The organism is Bifidobacterium vansinderenii (assembly GCF_002234915.1).
Taxonomy (GTDB): Bacteria; Actinomycetota; Actinomycetes; order Actinomycetales; family Bifidobacteriaceae; genus Galliscardovia; species Galliscardovia vansinderenii.
Genome location: NZ_NEWD01000005.1, coordinates 46617 through 64633, shown reverse-complemented (window position 1 = coordinate 64633; position 18017 = coordinate 46617). Strand labels below are relative to the sequence as shown.

14 protein-coding genes and 1 pseudogene are annotated in these 18017 nt (G+C 59.2%); 12 read left to right on the top strand and 3 right to left on the bottom strand.

Annotated features, from left to right (window positions below; translation table 11 throughout):
• The first annotated feature begins 72 nt into the window (after nt 1–72).
• The 7 genes and pseudogenes from Tam10B_RS02950 to Tam10B_RS02920 all read left to right on the top strand — a co-directional run.
• A complete protein-coding gene (locus Tam10B_RS02950) occupies nt 73–1053 on the top strand; it encodes a glycosyltransferase family 2 protein (RefSeq protein WP_093959776.1) in 981 nt (326 codons plus the stop codon).
• Between the two features lie 90 nt (nt 1054–1143).
• Nucleotides 1144–2673, top strand: a complete 1530-nt coding sequence (locus tag Tam10B_RS02945; RefSeq protein ID WP_093959775.1) for a hypothetical protein — start codon at nt 1144–1146, stop codon at nt 2671–2673.
• 75 nt (nt 2674–2748) lie between these two features.
• On the top strand, nt 2749–3777 hold the full coding sequence (locus Tam10B_RS02940; RefSeq protein WP_093959774.1) for an acyltransferase family protein: 1029 nt from the start codon (nt 2749–2751) through the stop codon (nt 3775–3777).
• 56 nt (nt 3778–3833) lie between these two features.
• Nucleotides 3834–5810 (top strand): DUF4012 domain-containing protein, encoded by a 1977-nt coding sequence (locus Tam10B_RS02935; RefSeq protein ID WP_093959800.1) that lies wholly within the window; start codon nt 3834–3836, stop codon nt 5808–5810.
• 102 nt (nt 5811–5912) lie between these two features.
• Nucleotides 5913–7295 carry a hypothetical protein gene (locus tag Tam10B_RS02930; RefSeq protein WP_233133554.1) on the top strand — a complete coding sequence of 461 codons (1383 nt, stop codon included), beginning with the start codon at nt 5913–5915 and terminating at the stop codon, nt 7293–7295.
• A 261-nt stretch (nt 7296–7556) separates the two neighbouring features.
• Nucleotides 7557–8390: a hypothetical protein gene (locus Tam10B_RS02925; RefSeq protein ID WP_093959773.1), complete on the top strand. Its 834-nt coding sequence runs from the start codon at nt 7557–7559 to the stop codon at nt 8388–8390.
• A gap of 110 nt (nt 8391–8500) precedes the next feature.
• Nucleotides 8501–9046: pseudogene (locus tag Tam10B_RS02920) on the top strand (arsenate reductase/protein-tyrosine-phosphatase family protein); the annotation flags it as partial.
• Between the two features lie 184 nt (nt 9047–9230).
• Here the strand turns inward: Tam10B_RS02920 and Tam10B_RS12865 are convergent.
• Nucleotides 9231–10223, bottom strand: a complete 993-nt coding sequence (locus tag Tam10B_RS12865; RefSeq protein ID WP_143248515.1) for a hypothetical protein — start codon at nt 10221–10223, stop codon at nt 9231–9233.
• Here Tam10B_RS12865 and Tam10B_RS02915 point away from each other — a divergent pair.
• Nucleotides 10222–11706, top strand: coding sequence for an FIVAR domain-containing protein (locus Tam10B_RS02915; protein ID WP_143248514.1), 1485 nt, complete (start codon nt 10222–10224; stop codon nt 11704–11706). The two genes, Tam10B_RS12865 and Tam10B_RS02915, sit on opposite strands and share 2 nt — an antisense overlap.
• A 330-nt stretch (nt 11707–12036) precedes the next feature.
• On the opposite strand, the gene Tam10B_RS02910 is transcribed toward Tam10B_RS02915, so the two are convergent.
• Nucleotides 12037–12723 carry a tRNA (cytidine(34)-2'-O)-methyltransferase gene (locus Tam10B_RS02910; RefSeq protein ID WP_198947510.1) on the bottom strand — a complete coding sequence of 229 codons (687 nt, stop codon included), beginning with the start codon at nt 12721–12723 and terminating at the stop codon, nt 12037–12039.
• A 430-nt stretch (nt 12724–13153) separates the two neighbouring features.
• On the opposite strand from Tam10B_RS02910, the gene Tam10B_RS02905 reads away from it, so the two are divergent.
• Nucleotides 13154–14068 carry an HhH-GPD family protein gene (locus Tam10B_RS02905; RefSeq protein ID WP_093959799.1) on the top strand — a complete coding sequence of 305 codons (915 nt, stop codon included), beginning with the start codon at nt 13154–13156 and terminating at the stop codon, nt 14066–14068.
• A gap of 253 nt (nt 14069–14321) precedes the next feature.
• Entirely contained in the window at nt 14322–15080 is a 759-nt protein-coding gene (locus Tam10B_RS02900) for a hypothetical protein (protein WP_093959769.1), read from the top strand.
• A 164-nt stretch (nt 15081–15244) separates the two neighbouring features.
• Here Tam10B_RS02900 and Tam10B_RS02895 read toward each other — a convergent pair whose 3' ends face one another.
• Nucleotides 15245–16855, bottom strand: a complete 1611-nt coding sequence (locus Tam10B_RS02895; RefSeq protein WP_093959798.1) for a DNA repair protein RadA — start codon at nt 16853–16855, stop codon at nt 15245–15247.
• Nucleotides 16856–17006: 151 nt separating this feature from the next.
• On the opposite strand from Tam10B_RS02895, the gene Tam10B_RS02890 reads away from it, so the two are divergent.
• On the top strand, nt 17007–17615 hold the full coding sequence (locus Tam10B_RS02890; protein WP_093959768.1) for a hypothetical protein: 609 nt from the start codon (nt 17007–17009) through the stop codon (nt 17613–17615).
• A gap of 140 nt (nt 17616–17755) precedes the next feature.
• On the top strand, nt 17756–17845 hold the full coding sequence (locus Tam10B_RS02885; RefSeq protein WP_004268639.1) for a 30S ribosomal protein bS22: 90 nt from the start codon (nt 17756–17758) through the stop codon (nt 17843–17845).
• Nucleotides 17846–18017: the final 172 nt, after the last annotated feature.

Below are 18017 nucleotides of genomic sequence, written 5' to 3'. Positions count from 1 at the left end.
AATTCTTGTACCGGTCTTCTCATATGGTATGGGAAGACCGGTTTTGTTGTTACCGATGAAAGTAGTTTTTGCATGGAGAAGACCATTGATGAGGCTCGTGATGTGGCGTGCTTGTATCTGGTGATTCCCTGCTATAACGAAGAGCAGGTGCTACCTGTTACAGCCCCCCGTTTTTTGGAGAAGATCAAGGAAATGGAGGGTAGAGGCCTGATAAGTGGGGAATCCCGCATTCTTTTCATCGACGATGGTTCTTCTGACTCCACATGGTCGATCGTCACTGCTCTGAATAGCAGGGATCACCGTTTTCAGGGAATTCGTCAGTCTCGCAACCGAGGTCATCAGAATGCCGTCCTCGCCGGGCTGATGGAGGCTCGGTCTAAGGCGGATATCGTCATCTCTGTCGACTGCGATGGACAGGATGACTTCGATGCCATGGACGCCATGGTTGACAAATACTATGACGGCTATGACGTCGTGTACGGAGTGCGTTCCAGCCGAGAGAGCGATACCTTCTTCAAACGGTTCACGGCCGAAAGTTTCTACCGGATCCTCAATGCATTAGGTGCCGAGACCATCTACAACCATGCCGACTACCGTCTTACGTCAAAGCGTGTGCTGAACGCGTTCGCGGATTTTCACGAGGTCAATCTGTATCTGCGCGGACTGTTCCCGCTGGTCGGTTTCCCCTCCACGACGGTCGAATACGAGCGTCATGAGCGCATGGCCGGTTCTTCGCACTATCCGCTGGCCAAGATGCTTTCCCTGGCGTTCAATGGCATAACCAGTCTGAGTATCAAGCCCATACGACTCATTACGGGACTTGGGGCATTCGTATCGCTGGTCAGTTTCATCGGAGTTATTTGGGTCATCTGCAAAGTGGCCAGTGGTGATACCGTATCCGGTTGGGCGTCCACCGCATGCATTCTGTGTTTTGTCTCCGGCGTTCAGCTGCTTAGTCTTGGAGTCATCGGTGAATACGTCGGCAAGATCTATATGGAATCCAAGCACCGTCCAAGGTACATCATCAGTGATAGAACCTCCGGCGATGAATGATTAGCGGGTGATTCCCAGCCCCGTTCGGCGACCTACTCCCCAGTAATGAAGTTCGAATATTCGCTATGACGCAAGGAAGAGAAATACCGCATGAATGCTGAGTCGAATGTTCCCGTGCCAACGGGCGTAAATCATCGTGAGAATGAGCAGGCGCGTTTCAGCCGATCCGACAGAATCTGGCGGGGATGGTTTCCTCTCGCCAATTTAGCGGTGCTGACGGTGTTCATGCTCTATGTGGATGGTACATCGCCCGTCCACAAGGATCATCTGGACCTCTGGGATACCAGCATCTTCCGTCTTGCCGGATGGGTATGGGCCGAGGGTGGTGTTCCCTATGTGGATTACTGGGATCATAAGGGACCGCTTATTTTCTTTGCCAATCTTATTGGTGCACTGGTCGGAGGTCCGGATCATGGAGTGTTCTATGTCGATGTGGCATTGATGGGCATCTCCATGGTCTTCCTGTGGAAGATCCTCGAAGTAGTGGGAGAACGGCTCTCCGTTGTCGTGAAGACGTTTGTCCTATGGATCACCGTGGCATGGATCGCATATCTGCTGGTGCCGAATCTGAACGTGACGGAAACTGTCTGTATGCCGTTCCTGACCGCCGCGTTATGGCTGGCTCTTCGCGACATGCGTCGTATGCGGGAAAGCGATGATGCCTCGGTGGCGATCGTCACTGCGTATGTTCAGGGGCTCGCCGGTGCCGCGTCTCTGTTGACCAGAGTCACAAATGCGTTGCCGGTGTGCGTATGTGTGCTGGTGCTGGTCGTCATGCTGTGCATGAGGAAGCAGTGGCTCTCCCTTATCCAATGCGCTGCGGCATGCATCGGAGGATTCCTGACGCTGACGGTACCGTTCGCCGTATATTTCGCCATGCACAATGCGTTCGGTGAGTTTCTGTACGGAACGGTGATCTTTAATCTGAGCTATGCATCGGGATCTTCCCCAGAAGAGGTACCCGGCATTACGGTGATAGGCCGCATTCTGGCAGTGCCGGTGGCTATGGTTATCGTTGCTCTGGTGCATATGATCTGCATGCGGTCCGTTTCTTCGGAACAGGTGTTGCTGCTGATCGCCGGTCTTCTGCTGTCGGTACTGTTCCTGAAAACGGAGATGTTCCTCCACTATGCCGTAATCGCGGCCGAATTCATTCCGATCATTCTGGCCATGGTTCTTACGCTTGTGAGAACACGATGGGTGCAGGTGACGTCTCTGGCTGTGATCCTCGCGGCATTGATAGGAATGACGGTATATCAGGAACGTATCTCCCACGGCACTCCTTATAACAACGAAATCGTTGCCTCCGTGATCGAGGAGGCCGGAGACGAAACGGTGGCGTTGTACAACCTTCCCGCCGAGGCCTATCTGCGGTATGGTCTCAAACCCATATACCCGTATGCGAATCTTCAGGATTGGCAGGGAAAGTTCAGCCCAGAATTCCGGGAGCGTCTTCTAGAAACGTATGGCTCCGCAAAGGCGGAATATCTAGTGGTGGCCAAGACCAACGATCTGAAGGAGCCTGCCATTCAGCCGATTCTGGATTCACGCTACAGGCTTGTTCTGTCCGTCGATCAGACTCCCGACGGTCCCGTGAGCGTGTACCGTCGCGTCGGTTGACACCGTTCCCGACTCGTGTAGACCGGACGTGCCGGAAGCTCCCCGACGATGTCTTTTTCTGAGATGAGGTGATGAATGGGAAAACGCGTCGAATACATGGATGCCGCCAAAGGTATTGGCATTCTGGCGGTCGTCATTGCTCATATCGACATTGACATGTTGCATGGCAAGAACCTATTCGATATTGCGCTGTACACGTTCCACCTGCCGCTGTTCTTTCTCATATCTGGGTACTTCTTCAGTTGCAGGGGGGATTTCAAATCGTTCGCGCTCAAAAAGAGCCGGGCATACCTGATCCCCTATGCATTTGCCGCAGTAGTGATAACAGTGTTTGAACTGTTCGCGCAATGCGTGATTTCCCACCGGCCAATACTCGAAGTGGGGTCGTATCTGCTCGGCGGTTTCATCATGCAGCGCCGATTCACCACGCTGTGGTTTTTGGCCGCATTATTCGTGAGCGAACTGGTGTTCTGGGCGCTGATTCGTCTTCTTGGAGACAACGCAAGACGATTGCTTGCCGCTTGCGCCGCACTGGGAACTCTTGGCATTCTCTACAATGAGTTCGTTCGTGTGTTCCTACCCTGGAACCTTGACGTGGTTCCCGTGATTCTCCTGTATCTAGCGATCGGATACACTTGTCGGAAGCGTAATGTCATGACCATGCTGATCGAGCATCGTGGACGCAACATGATCGTGGCCGTTGCCGCCAGTGTGGCTTGTTCTCTGATCAATTACCGGTTGTGCGGTGAACCCTACGAGATGTTTGCCGGTCAATACGGCGTCTTTCCTCTGACAATCATGGCCGCGTGCTGCGGATCGGTTGCCGTCATTCTTTTCATGTCATTGGTGCGATGCCGCCCGTTGAACTGGCTGGGGAGAAACACCATGGTGTTTTTCATGTTCCACCAGTCGATCGCGATGCCGGTCGCGATCAAGGTTCTTGCCGTACCGCCATTCTCGGTCAGTTCGTCGTTGGTGGGGAGATTCGTTACCTTCCTTATCGTTATGTCTATCTGCTGCATGATCCATGCCGTCGTCGTGCTGTCGCATTGCGGCGCACTGATCGGTAGGACGAACACCCGCGCCGTGGGACGTCATCGATAAGTCTCCATTAAGGGGGTATATTTATCGGGGGAAAGATAGTAAGGGGTCATATGCCTATGAGATCACGTCACTCTGCTCATGGTCGGGCCGCTCGGTCGGCTCATCGTACGAAACCGAATCATGCAGGTCATAAGGGCACGAAAGCGCTTCATGCCGGAAAGACCATCGGCCTTATCATTGGCGTGTTGCTGGCCGCTCTGGTCGTATATGCCGTGATGCTGCTGAATTCTGCTCGGATTCTGAAGACCGAACTCGAACAGGCTGTGCAGGTGGCTACGTCGTCGAACATCACCGCAGATGTTTCCAACGGTCAGAACGACGATCAGTTCTCTAAAATCAAGAACATCGTCCCTGAATTGCAGGAGCATACGGGTGCCGCTCGCAAACAGGCCGATGGTGCTGTCTGGCGCATTGCCATGGCATTCCCCTATATCGGTGACGATCTTACGGCCGCTCGTACCGCCACGGATGCATTCGATACGCTTGCGCAGCAGGCGCTTCCTGGTCTGATCGAAGCCGCGGAGACCATGCAGCAGTCAGGCCTATCCAATGGCGATGGCAGCTTCAACGTGAAGTCACTGGACGCAGTCTCCTCGAAGATCGGTGGGGCGAATACCGTGCTGCAGCAGCAGGTGACGGCACTGCACCAGACTCCTGAACCGCATATCGGCCAGGTGCGTGATGCGTTGAAGACCGGTACTGGCATTCTCGATTCCCTCGCAGGGACGATCGGATCGTATTCCGATACGGTAACCAGTCTGAATGCCATGTTCGGGCATAGCGGCACTCGACATTACCTTATTCTTTCCCAGACGAACGCGGAGACTCAGTCGGCTGGAGGCGTCGTCGGCTCGGTCGGTACGGTGACGGTCTCTGACGGAAAGGTCACACTGGGTGACTTCTATTCCGACTCCAAGTTCGTCATGACAGAATCGGTCAAGGCCACCGACGAGATCAACAAGATGTACGCCATCAGCCGTCTTGGCGTGCCATATGGCGGTGATATCCGACTCGCGTCGGCCACTCCGAACTTTCCCGAAGGTGCCGCATACGCCAAAGAGGTCTGGGCAGGACAGTCGTTCGGGTCCGATGACATTGACGGAGTCTTGTCATTTGATACCGCGGCCCTGCAGTCGCTTATTGCGGTGACCGGAAACATCACTTTGAGCACGGGACAGACTCTCACAGCCGACAACACTGCGCAGTATCTGTCGAATCAGGTGTACATCGATATCCCCAGTCCCGAAGCCGAGGACCAGTTCTTTGAGGAGAGCGCGCAACGCATCATCGGCGACGCCCTTTCCGGGATCAATGCCGACAAAGCCATGAAACTGGTCGGCATTCTCCCGAAGATGGCTCAGGAACGTCATCTGTATCTGTGGTCTTTCGACAAGGATGACCAGCCGGCGCTGCGCGCAGCCGGTATGACCGGTGAACTTCGCCAGCAGAAGGCGTCGCCAGTGACTGGCGTATACGTCAACGAAATGGGCTGGACTAAGTCCGACTGGTACGTGCAGCGTGCCGCAACGATCAAACGCACATCCGTCAGTAAGAACGGTGCGGCCAGCTATCATGTGTCGTATTCGATCAGCAACAGTATGACCGAAGATCAGGCGAAGAGCCTGCCCCAATACATTACCGGTACGTTCCCTGTCGACATGATCAACCAGCTCGTCGGTCAGGCTCAGCTTCCCGATGATGAGAAAACGGTGGTCGATGCGGCCATCTCCGGTCTCACCCAGCCCGGTGTCGTGGGCCATTCGCTGGCCATTGCGCAGCCGGCCGGCGGCAAGATCTCCAACATCAAACTGACCAGCGATTCGCCCACGCAGGTCCAGCCCGCCCAGACGGCCTTCGACAAATTTACTTCCAACGGAGTCACCTATTGGGTAAACCTAGCTACGCTGATTTCTCCAGGGTCCAGTGCGACTCTGGAATATGATGTGACTACGGCTGAGGGCTCATCCCCTCTGCAGTTTGACCAGACTCCCACGGCCGGTGCTCCGAAGGTCACCTACGATTACCAACAGTGATCGGGCCGTTCTGCTTAGACGGGCGATGGTCGTGAACCGTCCGCAGCCGTATGCGGATGGGCTCCGCCATGAGCTGTTTTCAATGATGGAGGTGTGATCGCCATGAGCCATGTCGGAATCGTTGCCGGCGACCGTGCCGGTCGGCGGAACGCGATAGCCGATCCCACAGATGTGGTGCTGTATCTGGCATTGCTGTTGCTCCCCGCCGGGGGCACGGTGTTCGGATTCACCATGATGTACTGGTCCCCGATCTCGCCCATACTGTTCGCCGTGTATGTGCTGCTGAACATCCGTTTGATCCCGAGGGTATTCTTCCGGTATGCGGCCATTATGGTGTTCCCCGTGGCCCTTGTCGCGGTATCGGTATTCGGATGGCTCTCCGTGGGATTCCACGCCCACACGGCAATGCAGACGATCGTCGCGTTGGTGACGGGACTGTCGTGTCTGGTCGCTCTGGACATCGCCTTTCGAATCAAACGGCTTGACTGGAACTTTGCGGTTACCGCAATAGTCGTGGCCTACGGTGTGTCGTTCGGCATCGGAGTACTGGAGTTCTTCGCAGTGCACGGGCATGCCTCGTTCGTCGTTACTCTTGCGGAACGTACATTGGAACGCAACTATGTGCACGTGCCCGGACGTGTGCAGTTCCTATTCGCCGAACCGTCGTATATCGGCATGCATCTTTTCGGCGTGCTCATGCCGTTGTATTGGCTTACCCGGCGTAGGGATCTGCCGATTCTGATACTGATCTACGCTTTCGGTTCCGCCGCTATGGGTGCCGGCGTGCGAATTCTCATCGATACCGTGATCGCACTGGTGCTGTGGTTGATCGTGGTTGTGGACTTTCACAAGGTTCGCAACATGGTGATCGCGGCCGTTGGCGTTGTTGTGGTCGGTATTGGTGGCGGGATCGTGATGCTGAGCAATGATCGAGTGCAATCGTTGATAGCCAACGGACCGGTGTCTGGAGATTTCTCCGCAACGGCGCGCATCTTCCGTACGTTGGCGCCGGTCGAAGCGTGGATTGCGGACCCGGTGCATATGATGTTCGGTTTCGGCATCGGCAACCTCAAGGACGCCATCGCCCGTGGCTACGATGCCGCATGGCGGCAACTCGTCGCCATGGGGGGAGCCCCTCAGGACAATGGCGAAATCCGCCTGCTCGGCACTCCGCCAGGAGATCACTACATCTTTACCATGAACGCGTATGTCGATTTCATCACCGAATTCGGCCTAGTCATGTTCATCGCGGCATTGGCGTTGGTTTTTGTACATGTCACGCGTAATCATGCGTGGAACAAGATGTCCGTCTGCTGGCTGCTGCTGCTTGCCTATCTCTATATTCAGTTTGAGGGTTATGCCTTTTATGCCTTCTGGCTGTTCATCTGGGCTGTGGGCGCAAGCGTCCTGCCAAAGGCCGCCGTCCGTGAGCGGAAAGAGCGGGAAGGATGCGATAGGCGTCATGCGGAAGAGGAGCGCGGTTGACGTTATCCGGACGTGAGATCGTGCCCTTACCGTGTTTTGACGCTGACTCTTGGGAAGAATCGTGAAATTCCGAGGGTGCTCGAGAGCCTATACGCCCCCCGAAGAGTAATGTATCTCTGGGCCGTAATGCCCCCGAACTGTAGCGGGGGTTTGATAAAACGGTTACCGAAATATGTCAGATACAGTGGGACTCTGTGACGGGAACCGCAGGAGTCGCAGGCGGTCGTTGTAAGACGGCGCGAGACTGCAGAGAGGGTTGTCATGGCTGAGGAATACAACTGGCCGATCGACGAATTACGTGCCGGAAACGGGGGAAGCGTATCACGCGGTCCTTCGGTGTTCTCGTTCCCCTCCACCACGTCCACTGGTGATACTCCGTTGCTGGATCCCAGCGCGCTTGCCGCGCGTGCCGGCAACTCCGCGTTTGACGATAATCCCGGCAGGAAGGCCACTGTTGTTCTTACTTCGGTCGCCGTCGTGATCGCACTGGCCGCAGGTGGTGGATTTGCGTTTCTCCAGCATCGCGATTCGACCCAGTCGGCATTCGACTCCTGCCAGCAGTCGGTGTCCATCTACCAGCAGAATACTGAACGTCTGAAGAAGACCGTGAAGTCCGTGGAGCCGGCCACTCAGGTCGCCGCCGATGCGGTCGCCGATCCCGCAACCCTTGATGCTCTGCAGAAGGCACTTTCCGACACCCAGAACGTGCCGCAGATTACTAATGATTGCAATCCCAGTGCCGCAGCCAGTCAGAACAAGGCCGTCGACGAGAAGATCACCAAGCAGACACGCGATCTGGGAACGAAGAACGAGAACGTTCTTGACGCTAGTGATGCCGTGATGGCATCCAAGTCCGCCAAGGAAGCGGGTGAGGCTCGTCAGGCTCTGAAGGACCAGCTGACGGATGTGCAGACGTTCTTCAGCACTGCCGGAGCCAAGGCCGATCCTTCGGTTCGTGCGCAGCTTTCCGATGCCCTCAATCAGGCCCAGCAGCTGCTGACCACCGATCAGATCATGAGTCCGACCGTATATCAGAACGCGTCTTCTGCTTTGCAGGCAGCTGTGGATAAGGTGAATCAGTCCGTACTCGGCTGAAACCGGATCAAAGAGTCTCCCGTCACGCTGACCGGAATTCAGGTTGGTAGATTAATAACGATATAGAGTTGGAAATCTAGGAACATACGAAGAGAAGTAGAGGTCGGGCCATGCACATCATGTTTGTCTGCACGGGCAACGTCTGTCGGTCGCCCATGGGCGAACTGATGATGAAGCGGTATCTCGCCGGCTCGTCGATCACCGTGTCCAGCGCCGGCGTGAAGGGACTCAAAGACCGCCCGATCCACCAGTCCAGCGGCAAGCTCATGGCCAGCGTGGGCATCGACTCGAGCGCGTTCCGCTCCCGCATGCTCACCGCCGAAATGGCACAGGACGCCGACCTCATCCTCTGCTTCGAAAAGGAGCAGCGGCGCGACATCGTCTCGCTCGCCCCTATGGCGGTGAACTACACGTTCCTGGTCACCGACTTCGCCAACATGTGCCTCTACTCCGCGCAGCAGAAGCTCGTCAAGGGCCGAACGCTCGAGGAACGGCTGCGGTCCGTGATCAATGCGGCCTCGTTTATCCGTCCGATGATTCCCGCACCGCGTGACGTGGACGACCCCATGGGCAAGAGCTTCGACGTGTTCTGCCGTGCCGCCGAGCAGACCAACAAGGCGATCTGGATCATTCTCGACAGCATGCGCAAGCATTACACGGATGCGGTGACCAACGCCTCGGCCGGCCCTCGCAAGGACAGCGTGCGCAAGGCTGGCGCCGCGAAGGCCGATGCTGTGGAGGCTGATGCTGCAACCACCGCCATAGTCGTCACCGCAGGGAATGCGGCCGACCATTCGGGTGAAGCCACCGTCGTTCTTCCGCCGGTACAAGGGGCGCTCGCTAAATCAGGCAATTCCGGTAGTACGATCGGTGCTGACCACGGAAAGGTGACCGCAACGAAATGACCGACGACCAGAAGTTCACGCGAGGGGATGCCGAAGGAACCGTGGACAGACCATCGTCGCAGGACATGCCCGGACTTCGTCGGTCGGGTGTAGGCCCAGGTGCAGCTGGTACGGGCGGTGCGACGGTCGGGACTGTCGGCGCCGATGTGCCGATGATGGCGGATATCCCCGGATCCTCCGTACGATCGGGCATGCCGGTGATCTCGGATTCGCATTCCGTGTCGGGACCGGTGCCGATCTCATCCTCGAACGCGCCGGCCACGGTGGAGATCGTGTCCTCTGAAGAGGAACAGCCGGAGACGCTCCCCGCTGAGAACTCCGGGACCGCTGAAACCTTTGGAACCGTTGAGTCCGCCGGTCCAGTCGATCCGGCCGAGAATACGGATCCTGCTGAGACCACGCCGTCTGAGACAGTGAACGCGACACCGAATCCGGACATCACGGCAACCCAGACGATGCCGGTGATCCCGGCCGTGCTGCCTGAATCGTTGGCACCGGAGGATATCGAGGCCGCGTCGGTGGTATCCGATCCGTCCGAAAAAGCCGCGGACTCGGGAATCCCCATGCTGGACATTCCCGGTGGACCCGACGATCGAAATGCGACGGGAACGAACTCCGCAAACCAAATGAACCAGTTTTCAAACAATGTAACGTCACCGTCGGTCGTAGCGCCGATCATGGAGGATATGGTGTCTGATCGTGCAGTAAACGAAACCGCTGACAGTCCGGCCGTCACCACTGCCAGTGCTTCCGCGGATTCCGCGATTTCCGGACAGAACGCCGACAACGTGCCGTCGATCAGCCCGACAGATGCTTCTGCACACGCCGGTACCGATGAATCCGCAACGTCTGAAGTACCCACGGTTGTCGCCGACTCGAATACATCCGCCGTCGATGTGCCTACAACCGTTACGGAAGCGCCGACCATGGTGTTCTCTCCTTCTGCGCTCGCCGACGCCGCAGCACAGGCGGCCGCGAAGAACGGTGCTGCGGGCGGAGCTGCCGGTGCCGGATCCGCTGGTGCCGGGGCCAAGAGCACCGCACCCAAGTCGACCTCCGAATGGCTGTATCCGGACGACGCCAAGGCTGCGTCAGCGCGTCATGGCGGCGATCTTGTTGACACGTCCTGGGGCATCGAGCCCATCCAGTTCCCTGCATCCGTGACCGGTGCTGACGACACCGACGTCGACGCGACCAAGCCGTTCGGCGACCTGCCGCAGTTCGCCGGACCAGCCTCCGATGCCGACGACTTCGAGCACAGGGACAAGCCTGCGCTGGCCGCGCTCGCCGGAGCCGGATTCGCCGACGACATGGTGGACGAGGAGAAGCCCGAGGAAAAGAAGAAGTCGCCGTGGATCATCGTGGCGATCGTTGTCGCGATTCTCGTGGTGATCGGACTCGTCGTGGGCGTATTCGTTTACTGGAACTCGCTCAAGAAGGACGGCGCCCACTCCGACGCGATGACTCAGTGCATCGCCGCGAACAATCGCGTCACCATCGCCAACGACAAGCTCAGCAAGGCGTTGAGCTCCACCAAGGACGCGCAGGGCATCGCCGGCGATCAGGTGGCCGACGCCAACACCGTCAGCACGCTCAAGACCGCCGTGGAGGAGGCCGGGAGCGCGGGCAAGGCCAAGAGCTGCACGTATCTGGCCTCCACTGAGCAGCTGACCGCCGCCGCCAAGGACAATCGCACGCTGGCGAGCAAGCTGGAGAAGAGCGTGAAGAGCGTGACCGCCGCCGCCAAGGCCGTGACCGACAGCAAGCAGCAGAAGGAAATCGACACCGCCAAGCAGCAGCTGCAGGATCTGCTCGCCACCGCGCAGCAGACCATGGCCGACAGCGAGGGCGAGGTGTCCGACGAATCGACGCGCACTGCACTGCAGTCTGCCATCGACTCGGCGAATGGCGTGCTTGCGAACACGGATGCTACGGTTGATGACCTCAACAAGGCGAAGACCGATCTGCAGAGTGCGATCGATGCGGTGACCGCCTCCATGGACGAATATCAGGCGGCGCTTAAGGCGCAGCAGCAAAAGGAATCCAGCTCCGACTCGGATTCCAACGGTTCCAGCAACTCGAACAGCAACAGCGGAACCACCAAGCGCAACAGTGGTTCCACGACTCGTCGAACCACGAGCCCGTCGACCACGCATAGGAACACCACCAGCTCGAGCCCGAGTGCGTCGAGCTCGTCGCCCAGTACGACGACTTCGACTTCGCCCGGTACCAGCGGCACCGAGGGCAGCACGGACAACTCCGGCAGTGGCGGTAATGGTTCCGGTAACGGATCCGGTAGTGGATCCGGTGGCTCTAGCACCGACAGTGCTACCGGTGGTACGAGCGGCAACGGAACAACTGATAACGGTACGAATTCCAATAATTCAGGAAAGACGACCACTTCAAACTGACGCCGGTCGCTGTTGACACCCTCCCTCAGTCGCGCTTTGCGCGCCAGCTCCCTCCCTTGGAGGGAGCACGAGGATGGGAAGGGAGTTCTCCCTCCAAGGGAGGGAGATGTCACGGCGCATGTCGTGACAGAGGGAGAGCTCGAACTCCTACCAGTCCCAAAACCCGATTTATGGCTAAACTCAGCGCACTCTTTGATCACGCCATCGAAGAGTGAACCGGAAGACTGACACAGATCGTTGAAATTCCAAGGGTGGTTGTCAAGAAAGCGTGATGATTCTGGCGCACTCTTCGGCTCCGTTGTCGAAGAGTGCGCCAGAATCGGGGTTAAATCACTCGCCGCCGGCGAAATTCAGCTGTCGCCAGGCCTCATAGATGGCGATCGATGCGCAATTCGTCAGATTCAGGCTGCGCAGGCTCGGGCGCATGGGCAGACGCACCTGCTCGGCCACGTGCGGTCCTTCCATGATGTCCATCGGATCGGGAATGTTGCCCGGTTCGGGGCCGAACAGCAGAATGTCGGTCGGGCGGTACTCGATGTCCGTGTACAGCTTGGTGGCGTGTGCGGTGAACGCGATGATGCGCGAGTTCGGCATCGACTCCACCAGATTCTCGAAGTTCGGGTGCAGCACCACATGCGCCATGTCGTGGTAGTCCAGGCCGGCGCGGCGCAGCTTGGTGTCGCGCAGGTTGAAGCCCAGCGGTTCCACCAAATGGAGGATCGTGCCGGTCACCGCACACAGGCGGATGGCCGAGCCGGTGTTGCCGGGAATGCGCGGCGAGTAGTAGCACAGATGCGGAGTCACGGTCTCCGCCTTGGCGGCCGCATGCGGCGACAGCATGGCGTCAACCACGCTGATCGGATTGCCGTGGGCGTCGGTCACCAGTTCGTCGGGACCGTAGTTCGACTTGCGGTAGCCGTACTCGAACATTTTCTCGACCTTGGCTTCCGGGTTTTCGGCAGGATTCTGGGGATTCGCAGGGGTTCCCTGGGCTGCGTTCTCGGGGTTCTGTTCCATATTCACAATGGTCAAGGATAAGAACGGCGAACGACAGTTGAGATGGGGGATGTGCTGGGAATGGCTGGGGTGAGGATGCTTATTGGGTGGGGAGGGATTGGTGGGTGAATGGCATTGTTTCTGGCGGCTCCCCTCAGTCGGCTTTGCCGACAGCTCCCTTCGGGGAGGGGAACCTAGGTGTGCAAGGTGAGGGGATCTTGATGTTTTCCCCCCGAATATGTGGCTCCTTGTGCATAAGGGTGCGAGTTTTGTGGTTTTCGTATTGGTCGCAGAGAGAAAATCGGCGGGAAATTTGCGGAATCGTGGGGATTTTGGCATGGTTGCTTGATTGAAGACCACAAAACTCGCGGTCTGCGGCGAGCATGGTCGTGCAAGAGGCGCATATCGGGACTGATGGAGCGGAAATAGGGAAAAGATGGTGCAGGGAATGATGGGCGAACTACAGAACGATGAGATGGTCGGGCAGCGCAATCAGGTCCGGCTGAAGCTGGCTGCGTGGTGGGAAGCGAACGCGCGCGATCTGCCGTGGCGGTTCGGTCGCACCACGCCATGGGGTGTGCTCGTCTCCGAGGTGATGAGCCAGCAGACGCAGATGAGCCGTGTGGTGCCGTACTGGACCGCATGGATGGAAGCATGGCCGGACGCCGCTGCGCTCGCCAAGGCATCCACGGCCGAGGTGATCACCGCGTGGGGGCGTCTCGGCTATCCGCGTCGGGCGCTGCGATTGCAGGAGTGCGCCCGCGTGGTGGCGGAACGGTATGGCAATCAGATTCCCGACGACTATGACCAGCTGCTCGACCTGCCCGGCGTGGGCGACTATACGGCGAGCGCGGTGAGTAGTTTCGCGTTCGGTCGTCGCGTGCCGGTGATCGATACGAATATCCGTCGCGTGCTGTCTCGCGTGTTTCTCGGCAAGGAATCCCGTGGCGGTGCGGCGACCCGTGCCGAGCGTGATCTTGCGGCCGACGTGCTGCCGTTCGATACCGCGGAGTCGGTGACTTGGAATCAGTCGGTGATGGAGCTCGGTGCGGTGGTGTGCACGGCGAAGAAACCGTTGTGCGAGTCATGCCCGGTGTCAGAGGAGTGCGCGTTCCTGAAGGCCGGGCTGCCGGGGCTGGGGGAGAAGCGGACCCGTCCCCGCCAGCGGTTCCAAGGCACGGATCGTCAGGTGCGGGGCATCGTGCTTGGTGCACTGCGTGAGGCTACGGGCGGTGGCGTGGTCTCACGTGAGCGGATCGAGCGGCTGTGGACTGATCATGTGCAGTTGGACGCGTGTATCGCCTCGTTGGATGAGGACGGGCTGATCGAGATGCTGCCGGGTGGGGCGTTGCGGTTGCCGCGGTGAGGTTATATGGCTGGGAGTGTTATGAGCCCGGGGTGTTCGAGTGGGGAGGGAATTCTGGCTGTTTGATAAGCGGCTCCTCCCCTCAGTCTGCTGCGTAGACAGCTCCCCTCCGGTGGGGAGGGGAGCCGGAAGCTTCGAGTCCTTTGCGGGAATTGTATGCGGGTAGCTGTTGAAGGTGACAAGGAGGGGGAGCCAAAGGGGTTGAGCGTATTGGAAGAATAGGCCGGAACGGGTCCGATTACACTCGATAGCTATGGCACAGCGGAAGAACACGTCGAACGGATCCTCGCAGAAATTCACCAGAAAACCGGCTCGGAAACCGGTGCGCAAGATCAGCAAGAAGCAGCAGCAAATCTATCGCCGTCGTCGCATCGTGGCGGTAATCGTACTGCTGGCCGTGATCGCCGCGCTGTGTGGACTGGTGTACGGCGTGGTCCGTGGCGTGCAGGCCGTAAGCGGAGCATCGGCCGACTCATCGACGTCGCAGAGCGCGAGTGCGTCGACTGACACGTCGACCAAGTCATCCAAGTCGTCGAGTACGTCAAGCAAGTCGGCGTCGAAATCCACGAAGTCGAGCGCGTCCGCCAGTTCGACCAAGTCGAAGAATCCAGGCATCCCCAGCTGTACGGCGTCGGACGTGTCGCTGGATCTGACGGCCGACACGACCACGGTGGCGCAGGGCAGCAAGGTCAACTTCAAGGTCGTGATCAAGCATGACAGCAAGCGCGACTGTGTAATCGACGGGTCGAACGCGTCGCGCATTCTCACGATCACGTCCGGCGACAACACGGTATGGCGGTCGGATTCGTGCCCGGTGGAGTCGCGGCAGCTGCTCATGACCGGCTCCGACAAGGATTCGCAGACGATCGCGTGGAACACGAACAGCACCGGCAGCGAATGCCAGGCGGAGAGCGCACGCTCGAAGGTGGATGTCGGCACGTATGTGGCGATGCTGTCGGTGAAGGACCATCCGAAGATCAAGTCCTCGCCGGTGACGATCACGGTGCAGTAGGGCGGGGTCTGCGCGGTGGAGGTGCGGATCTTAGCGGTCGGGCACCTCATCCGTCACGCTTTGCGTGCCACCTTCCCCTCGAGGGGAAGGAAGAAGGAGCGGCGGGTGCTGTCGTTTGGCGGCTCCCTCTCAAGAGGGAGGAAGATCGGGGAGGCGGTCGCACGCTATTTGCGTTCGACGCCAAGAGCTCGTAGTGCGCGGGGGAGGGAATCGACCTCGATCACGGTGATGCCGTCCACGGCGATCGGCTTGGCGCCGCGGCGACGCTTCGGCACCACCACATGCGTAAACCCGAGTCGTGCCGCCTCACGCAATCGATACTCCAATCGCGGCACCGGGCGCACCTGACCAGTCAACGAAATCTCACCGATCGCCGCCCAGTCGCGCGGAATCGGCGCATGGAACGCGGCACTCGCCAACGCGGCCGCCACCGCCAGATCGCACGACGGCTCCTTCGCCAGTCCGCCGGCGATCGTGGAAATATACAGATCGTTCGTCAGCAGCGGCACTTTGCCATGCCGGTACAGCACGGCCACAAGCATGGCCAGACGGTTGGAATCAATGCCGTTCGTGGCGCGTCGCGGCGTCGGCAGCACGGAATTCGTGACCAGCGCCTGCACCTCGATCGGCAGACTGCGGTGGCCGTCCACGGTGAACGTGACGCACGTGCCCTCGGTGCCGCCGGGCGCATCCGAATCACCCGCGTCGGACAGGAACAGCGCACCAGGATTGGTCACCTCGTCGATGCCCTCGCCGCTCATGTCGAAACAGCCGACCTCGTCGGTCGGGCCGAAGCGGTTCTTCACCGCGCGCAGCATGCGCAGCGCGGTCTGTGGATCGCCCTCGAACTGGCAGACCACATCCACCAGATGCTCGAGAGTACGCGGGCCGGCGATCGAACCGTCCTTGGTCACATGACCCACGAGCAGCACGGGAATACCACGGCTCTTCGCCACGTCGATGAGCGCGCTCGCCACCTCGCGCACCTGTGTGGAACCGCCGGCGATGCCGTCGACGTCCTGCGAGGTGATGGTCTGCGCCGAATCCACGATGGCGAGCCGCGGACTGACCTGTTCGAGCAGGCCGAGCACGGTGGCCAGATCGGTGGTGGACGACAGCAGCAGATTCTCGTTCACCGCGCCGATGCGTCCCGCGCGCATACGCACCTGGGCGGTGGACTCCTCGCCGGAGACGTAGAGGACCTTGCCGGTGAGATCGGTGAGATCGACGGTGCCTGAGTCTCCTGTAGTGCCGGTGTTGCCGGCTTTTCCGCTGGCGGTTCGTTCCGAGTTGCTCCCGCCGATGCCGGCCGCCACACGTCCCGCGGTCTCCAGCAGTAGCGTGGATTTGCCGATGCCCGGCTCGCCGGCCACCAGCACCACCGATCCGGGTACGATGCCGCCGCCGAGCACGCGGTCGAACTCCTCGAATCCGGTGCCGATGCGATCCACGTCGTGATCGTCCACATCGGTGATCGGCGTGATCAGACTGTCCGGTACGTGCACGGCGGACGTGCGCGACGTGCGGACCGTGCCGATGCCGGCGCCAGTGCTAACGCCCGGGGCATCGTTCGTCATGCCGCTGCGCGCGCCACCTCTGGACGCCGTGCCGGTTTCCGTCACCGTGATCTTCGCCGCACGTGTGCGCGAGCTCGGCCGCGCCTCGTGAAACTCCTCGACGGTGCCCCACTGGCCGCATTCCGGGCATCGGCCGAACCACTTGCCGCCGCTCCAGCCACATTCCGAGCACAGGTACTGAGTTGAGGATTTCGCCATGGCATCCACGCTATTGGCGTTGTCTGACATTACGCATGTCTTTTGGCGTGATCACACTATGCCGTGGCGTGCATCCCTAGTGTGATCACACTAGGGAAACAGGGCGGAACCCGCGGCAGTGAGCGTCCTAACGCCGTGAGAGAATCGCCGTATGCCTAATCCGAATAACAATTCCACTTCCTCCCGTCGTCGTCTTGTTGTCGTTGTCATTGCGGCGGTGGTCGTGCTGCTGGCGCTGGCCAGCGCCTTCATCTGGCCGGGATGGGCGATGAAGAATCAGGATGGTTCCAGTCAGGCCTCGCAGACTCAGTCCGCGGCCGCTACGCCCACGATCAAGGCGAGCGCGCTGCCGACCGATGCCACCGACCTGCTCAAGGCCGCTCCCGACTCCGTGACCAACTACGCCCGCACCGGTGCCGAAGCCGCTCAGGATTGGGCATCCGCCAATCCGGTGGAGGAATACAAGGTCACGTATTCCACCGGTGACACGGCGAAGGATCTGACCGTGCTGGTCGGACAGTGGTCCGACGCGAACGCCGCCAAAACGCAGTACGATGCGGTGGCCGGTGCGCTCACCGGCGACACCTTGGCGCAGGGCAACGTGAAGGTGTCGGGCGCGAACACCGGCACGTACGTGGTGAAGACCGACGCATCGGACAAGAAGCAGGCCGTGGCCGTGTGGCAGAACGATACGGCGGTGTTTCAGGTGACCGGTCCGAAGGATGCGGTGCTGTCGTTCTACCAGCAGTTCCCGCTGTAATGCCGCTTGACGCCGCGGTTTTCCAACGTTTTGCCGTTGTTTTGCGGTGAAGTGTGGGAGTTCCGTGGTGTTCGTCCGAAAGCCGTAGTACTATTGGGCAAGTTGCAATCTTTTCGATACCTATAGAATGGAGGCTTCAGATGGGTTCCGTCATCAAGAAGCGCCGCAAGCGGATGAGCAAGAAGAAGCACCGCAAGCTGCTGCGTAAGACTCGTCACCAGCGCAAGTAGTGTTGCGCTCCGTTGCGAGCAGCTGAACAGCATGGGAAAGCCCCGGATCACTTGGTTGTGGTCCGGGGCTTTCGTGTATGCGAATCGTGCCGCTTGCCCGATGCGATTCGGATTCGATGCGATTCGCGGTTTGGCGGTCAGCCGGTCATCGACCGACCGCCGTGTGATCGCT

Bases quoted from the DNA above. Each gene is read 5' to 3' on its own strand.
- Tam10B_RS02925 (WP_093959773.1), top strand. From the start codon at position 7,557: ATGGCTGAGGAATACAACTGGCCGATCGACGAATTACGTGCCGGAAAC.
- Tam10B_RS12865 (WP_143248515.1), bottom strand. From the start codon at position 10,223: ATGGTCGGCGCTTCCGTAACGGTTGTAGGCACATCGACGGCGGATGTA.
- Tam10B_RS02945 (WP_093959775.1), top strand. From the start codon at position 1,144: ATGAATGCTGAGTCGAATGTTCCCGTGCCAACGGGCGTAAATCATCGT.
- Tam10B_RS02910 (WP_198947510.1), bottom strand. From the start codon at position 12,723: ATGGAACAGAACCCCGAGAACGCAGCCCAGGGAACCCCTGCGAATCCC.
- Tam10B_RS02885 (WP_004268639.1), top strand. From the start codon at position 17,756: ATGGGTTCCGTCATCAAGAAGCGCCGCAAGCGGATGAGCAAGAAGAAG.
- Tam10B_RS02930 (WP_233133554.1), top strand. From the start codon at position 5,913: ATGAGCCATGTCGGAATCGTTGCCGGCGACCGTGCCGGTCGGCGGAAC.
- Tam10B_RS02915 (WP_143248514.1), top strand. From the start codon at position 10,222: ATGGTGTTCTCTCCTTCTGCGCTCGCCGACGCCGCAGCACAGGCGGCC.
- Tam10B_RS02935 (WP_093959800.1), top strand. From the start codon at position 3,834: ATGAGATCACGTCACTCTGCTCATGGTCGGGCCGCTCGGTCGGCTCAT.
- Tam10B_RS02895 (WP_093959798.1), bottom strand. From the start codon at position 16,855: ATGGCGAAATCCTCAACTCAGTACCTGTGCTCGGAATGTGGCTGGAGC.
- Tam10B_RS02900 (WP_093959769.1), top strand. From the start codon at position 14,322: ATGGCACAGCGGAAGAACACGTCGAACGGATCCTCGCAGAAATTCACC.
- Tam10B_RS02950 (WP_093959776.1), top strand. From the start codon at position 73: ATGGAGAAGACCATTGATGAGGCTCGTGATGTGGCGTGCTTGTATCTG.
- Tam10B_RS02940 (WP_093959774.1), top strand. From the start codon at position 2,749: ATGGGAAAACGCGTCGAATACATGGATGCCGCCAAAGGTATTGGCATT.
- Tam10B_RS02905 (WP_093959799.1), top strand. From the start codon at position 13,154: ATGGGCGAACTACAGAACGATGAGATGGTCGGGCAGCGCAATCAGGTC.
- Tam10B_RS02890 (WP_093959768.1), top strand. From the start codon at position 17,007: ATGCCTAATCCGAATAACAATTCCACTTCCTCCCGTCGTCGTCTTGTT.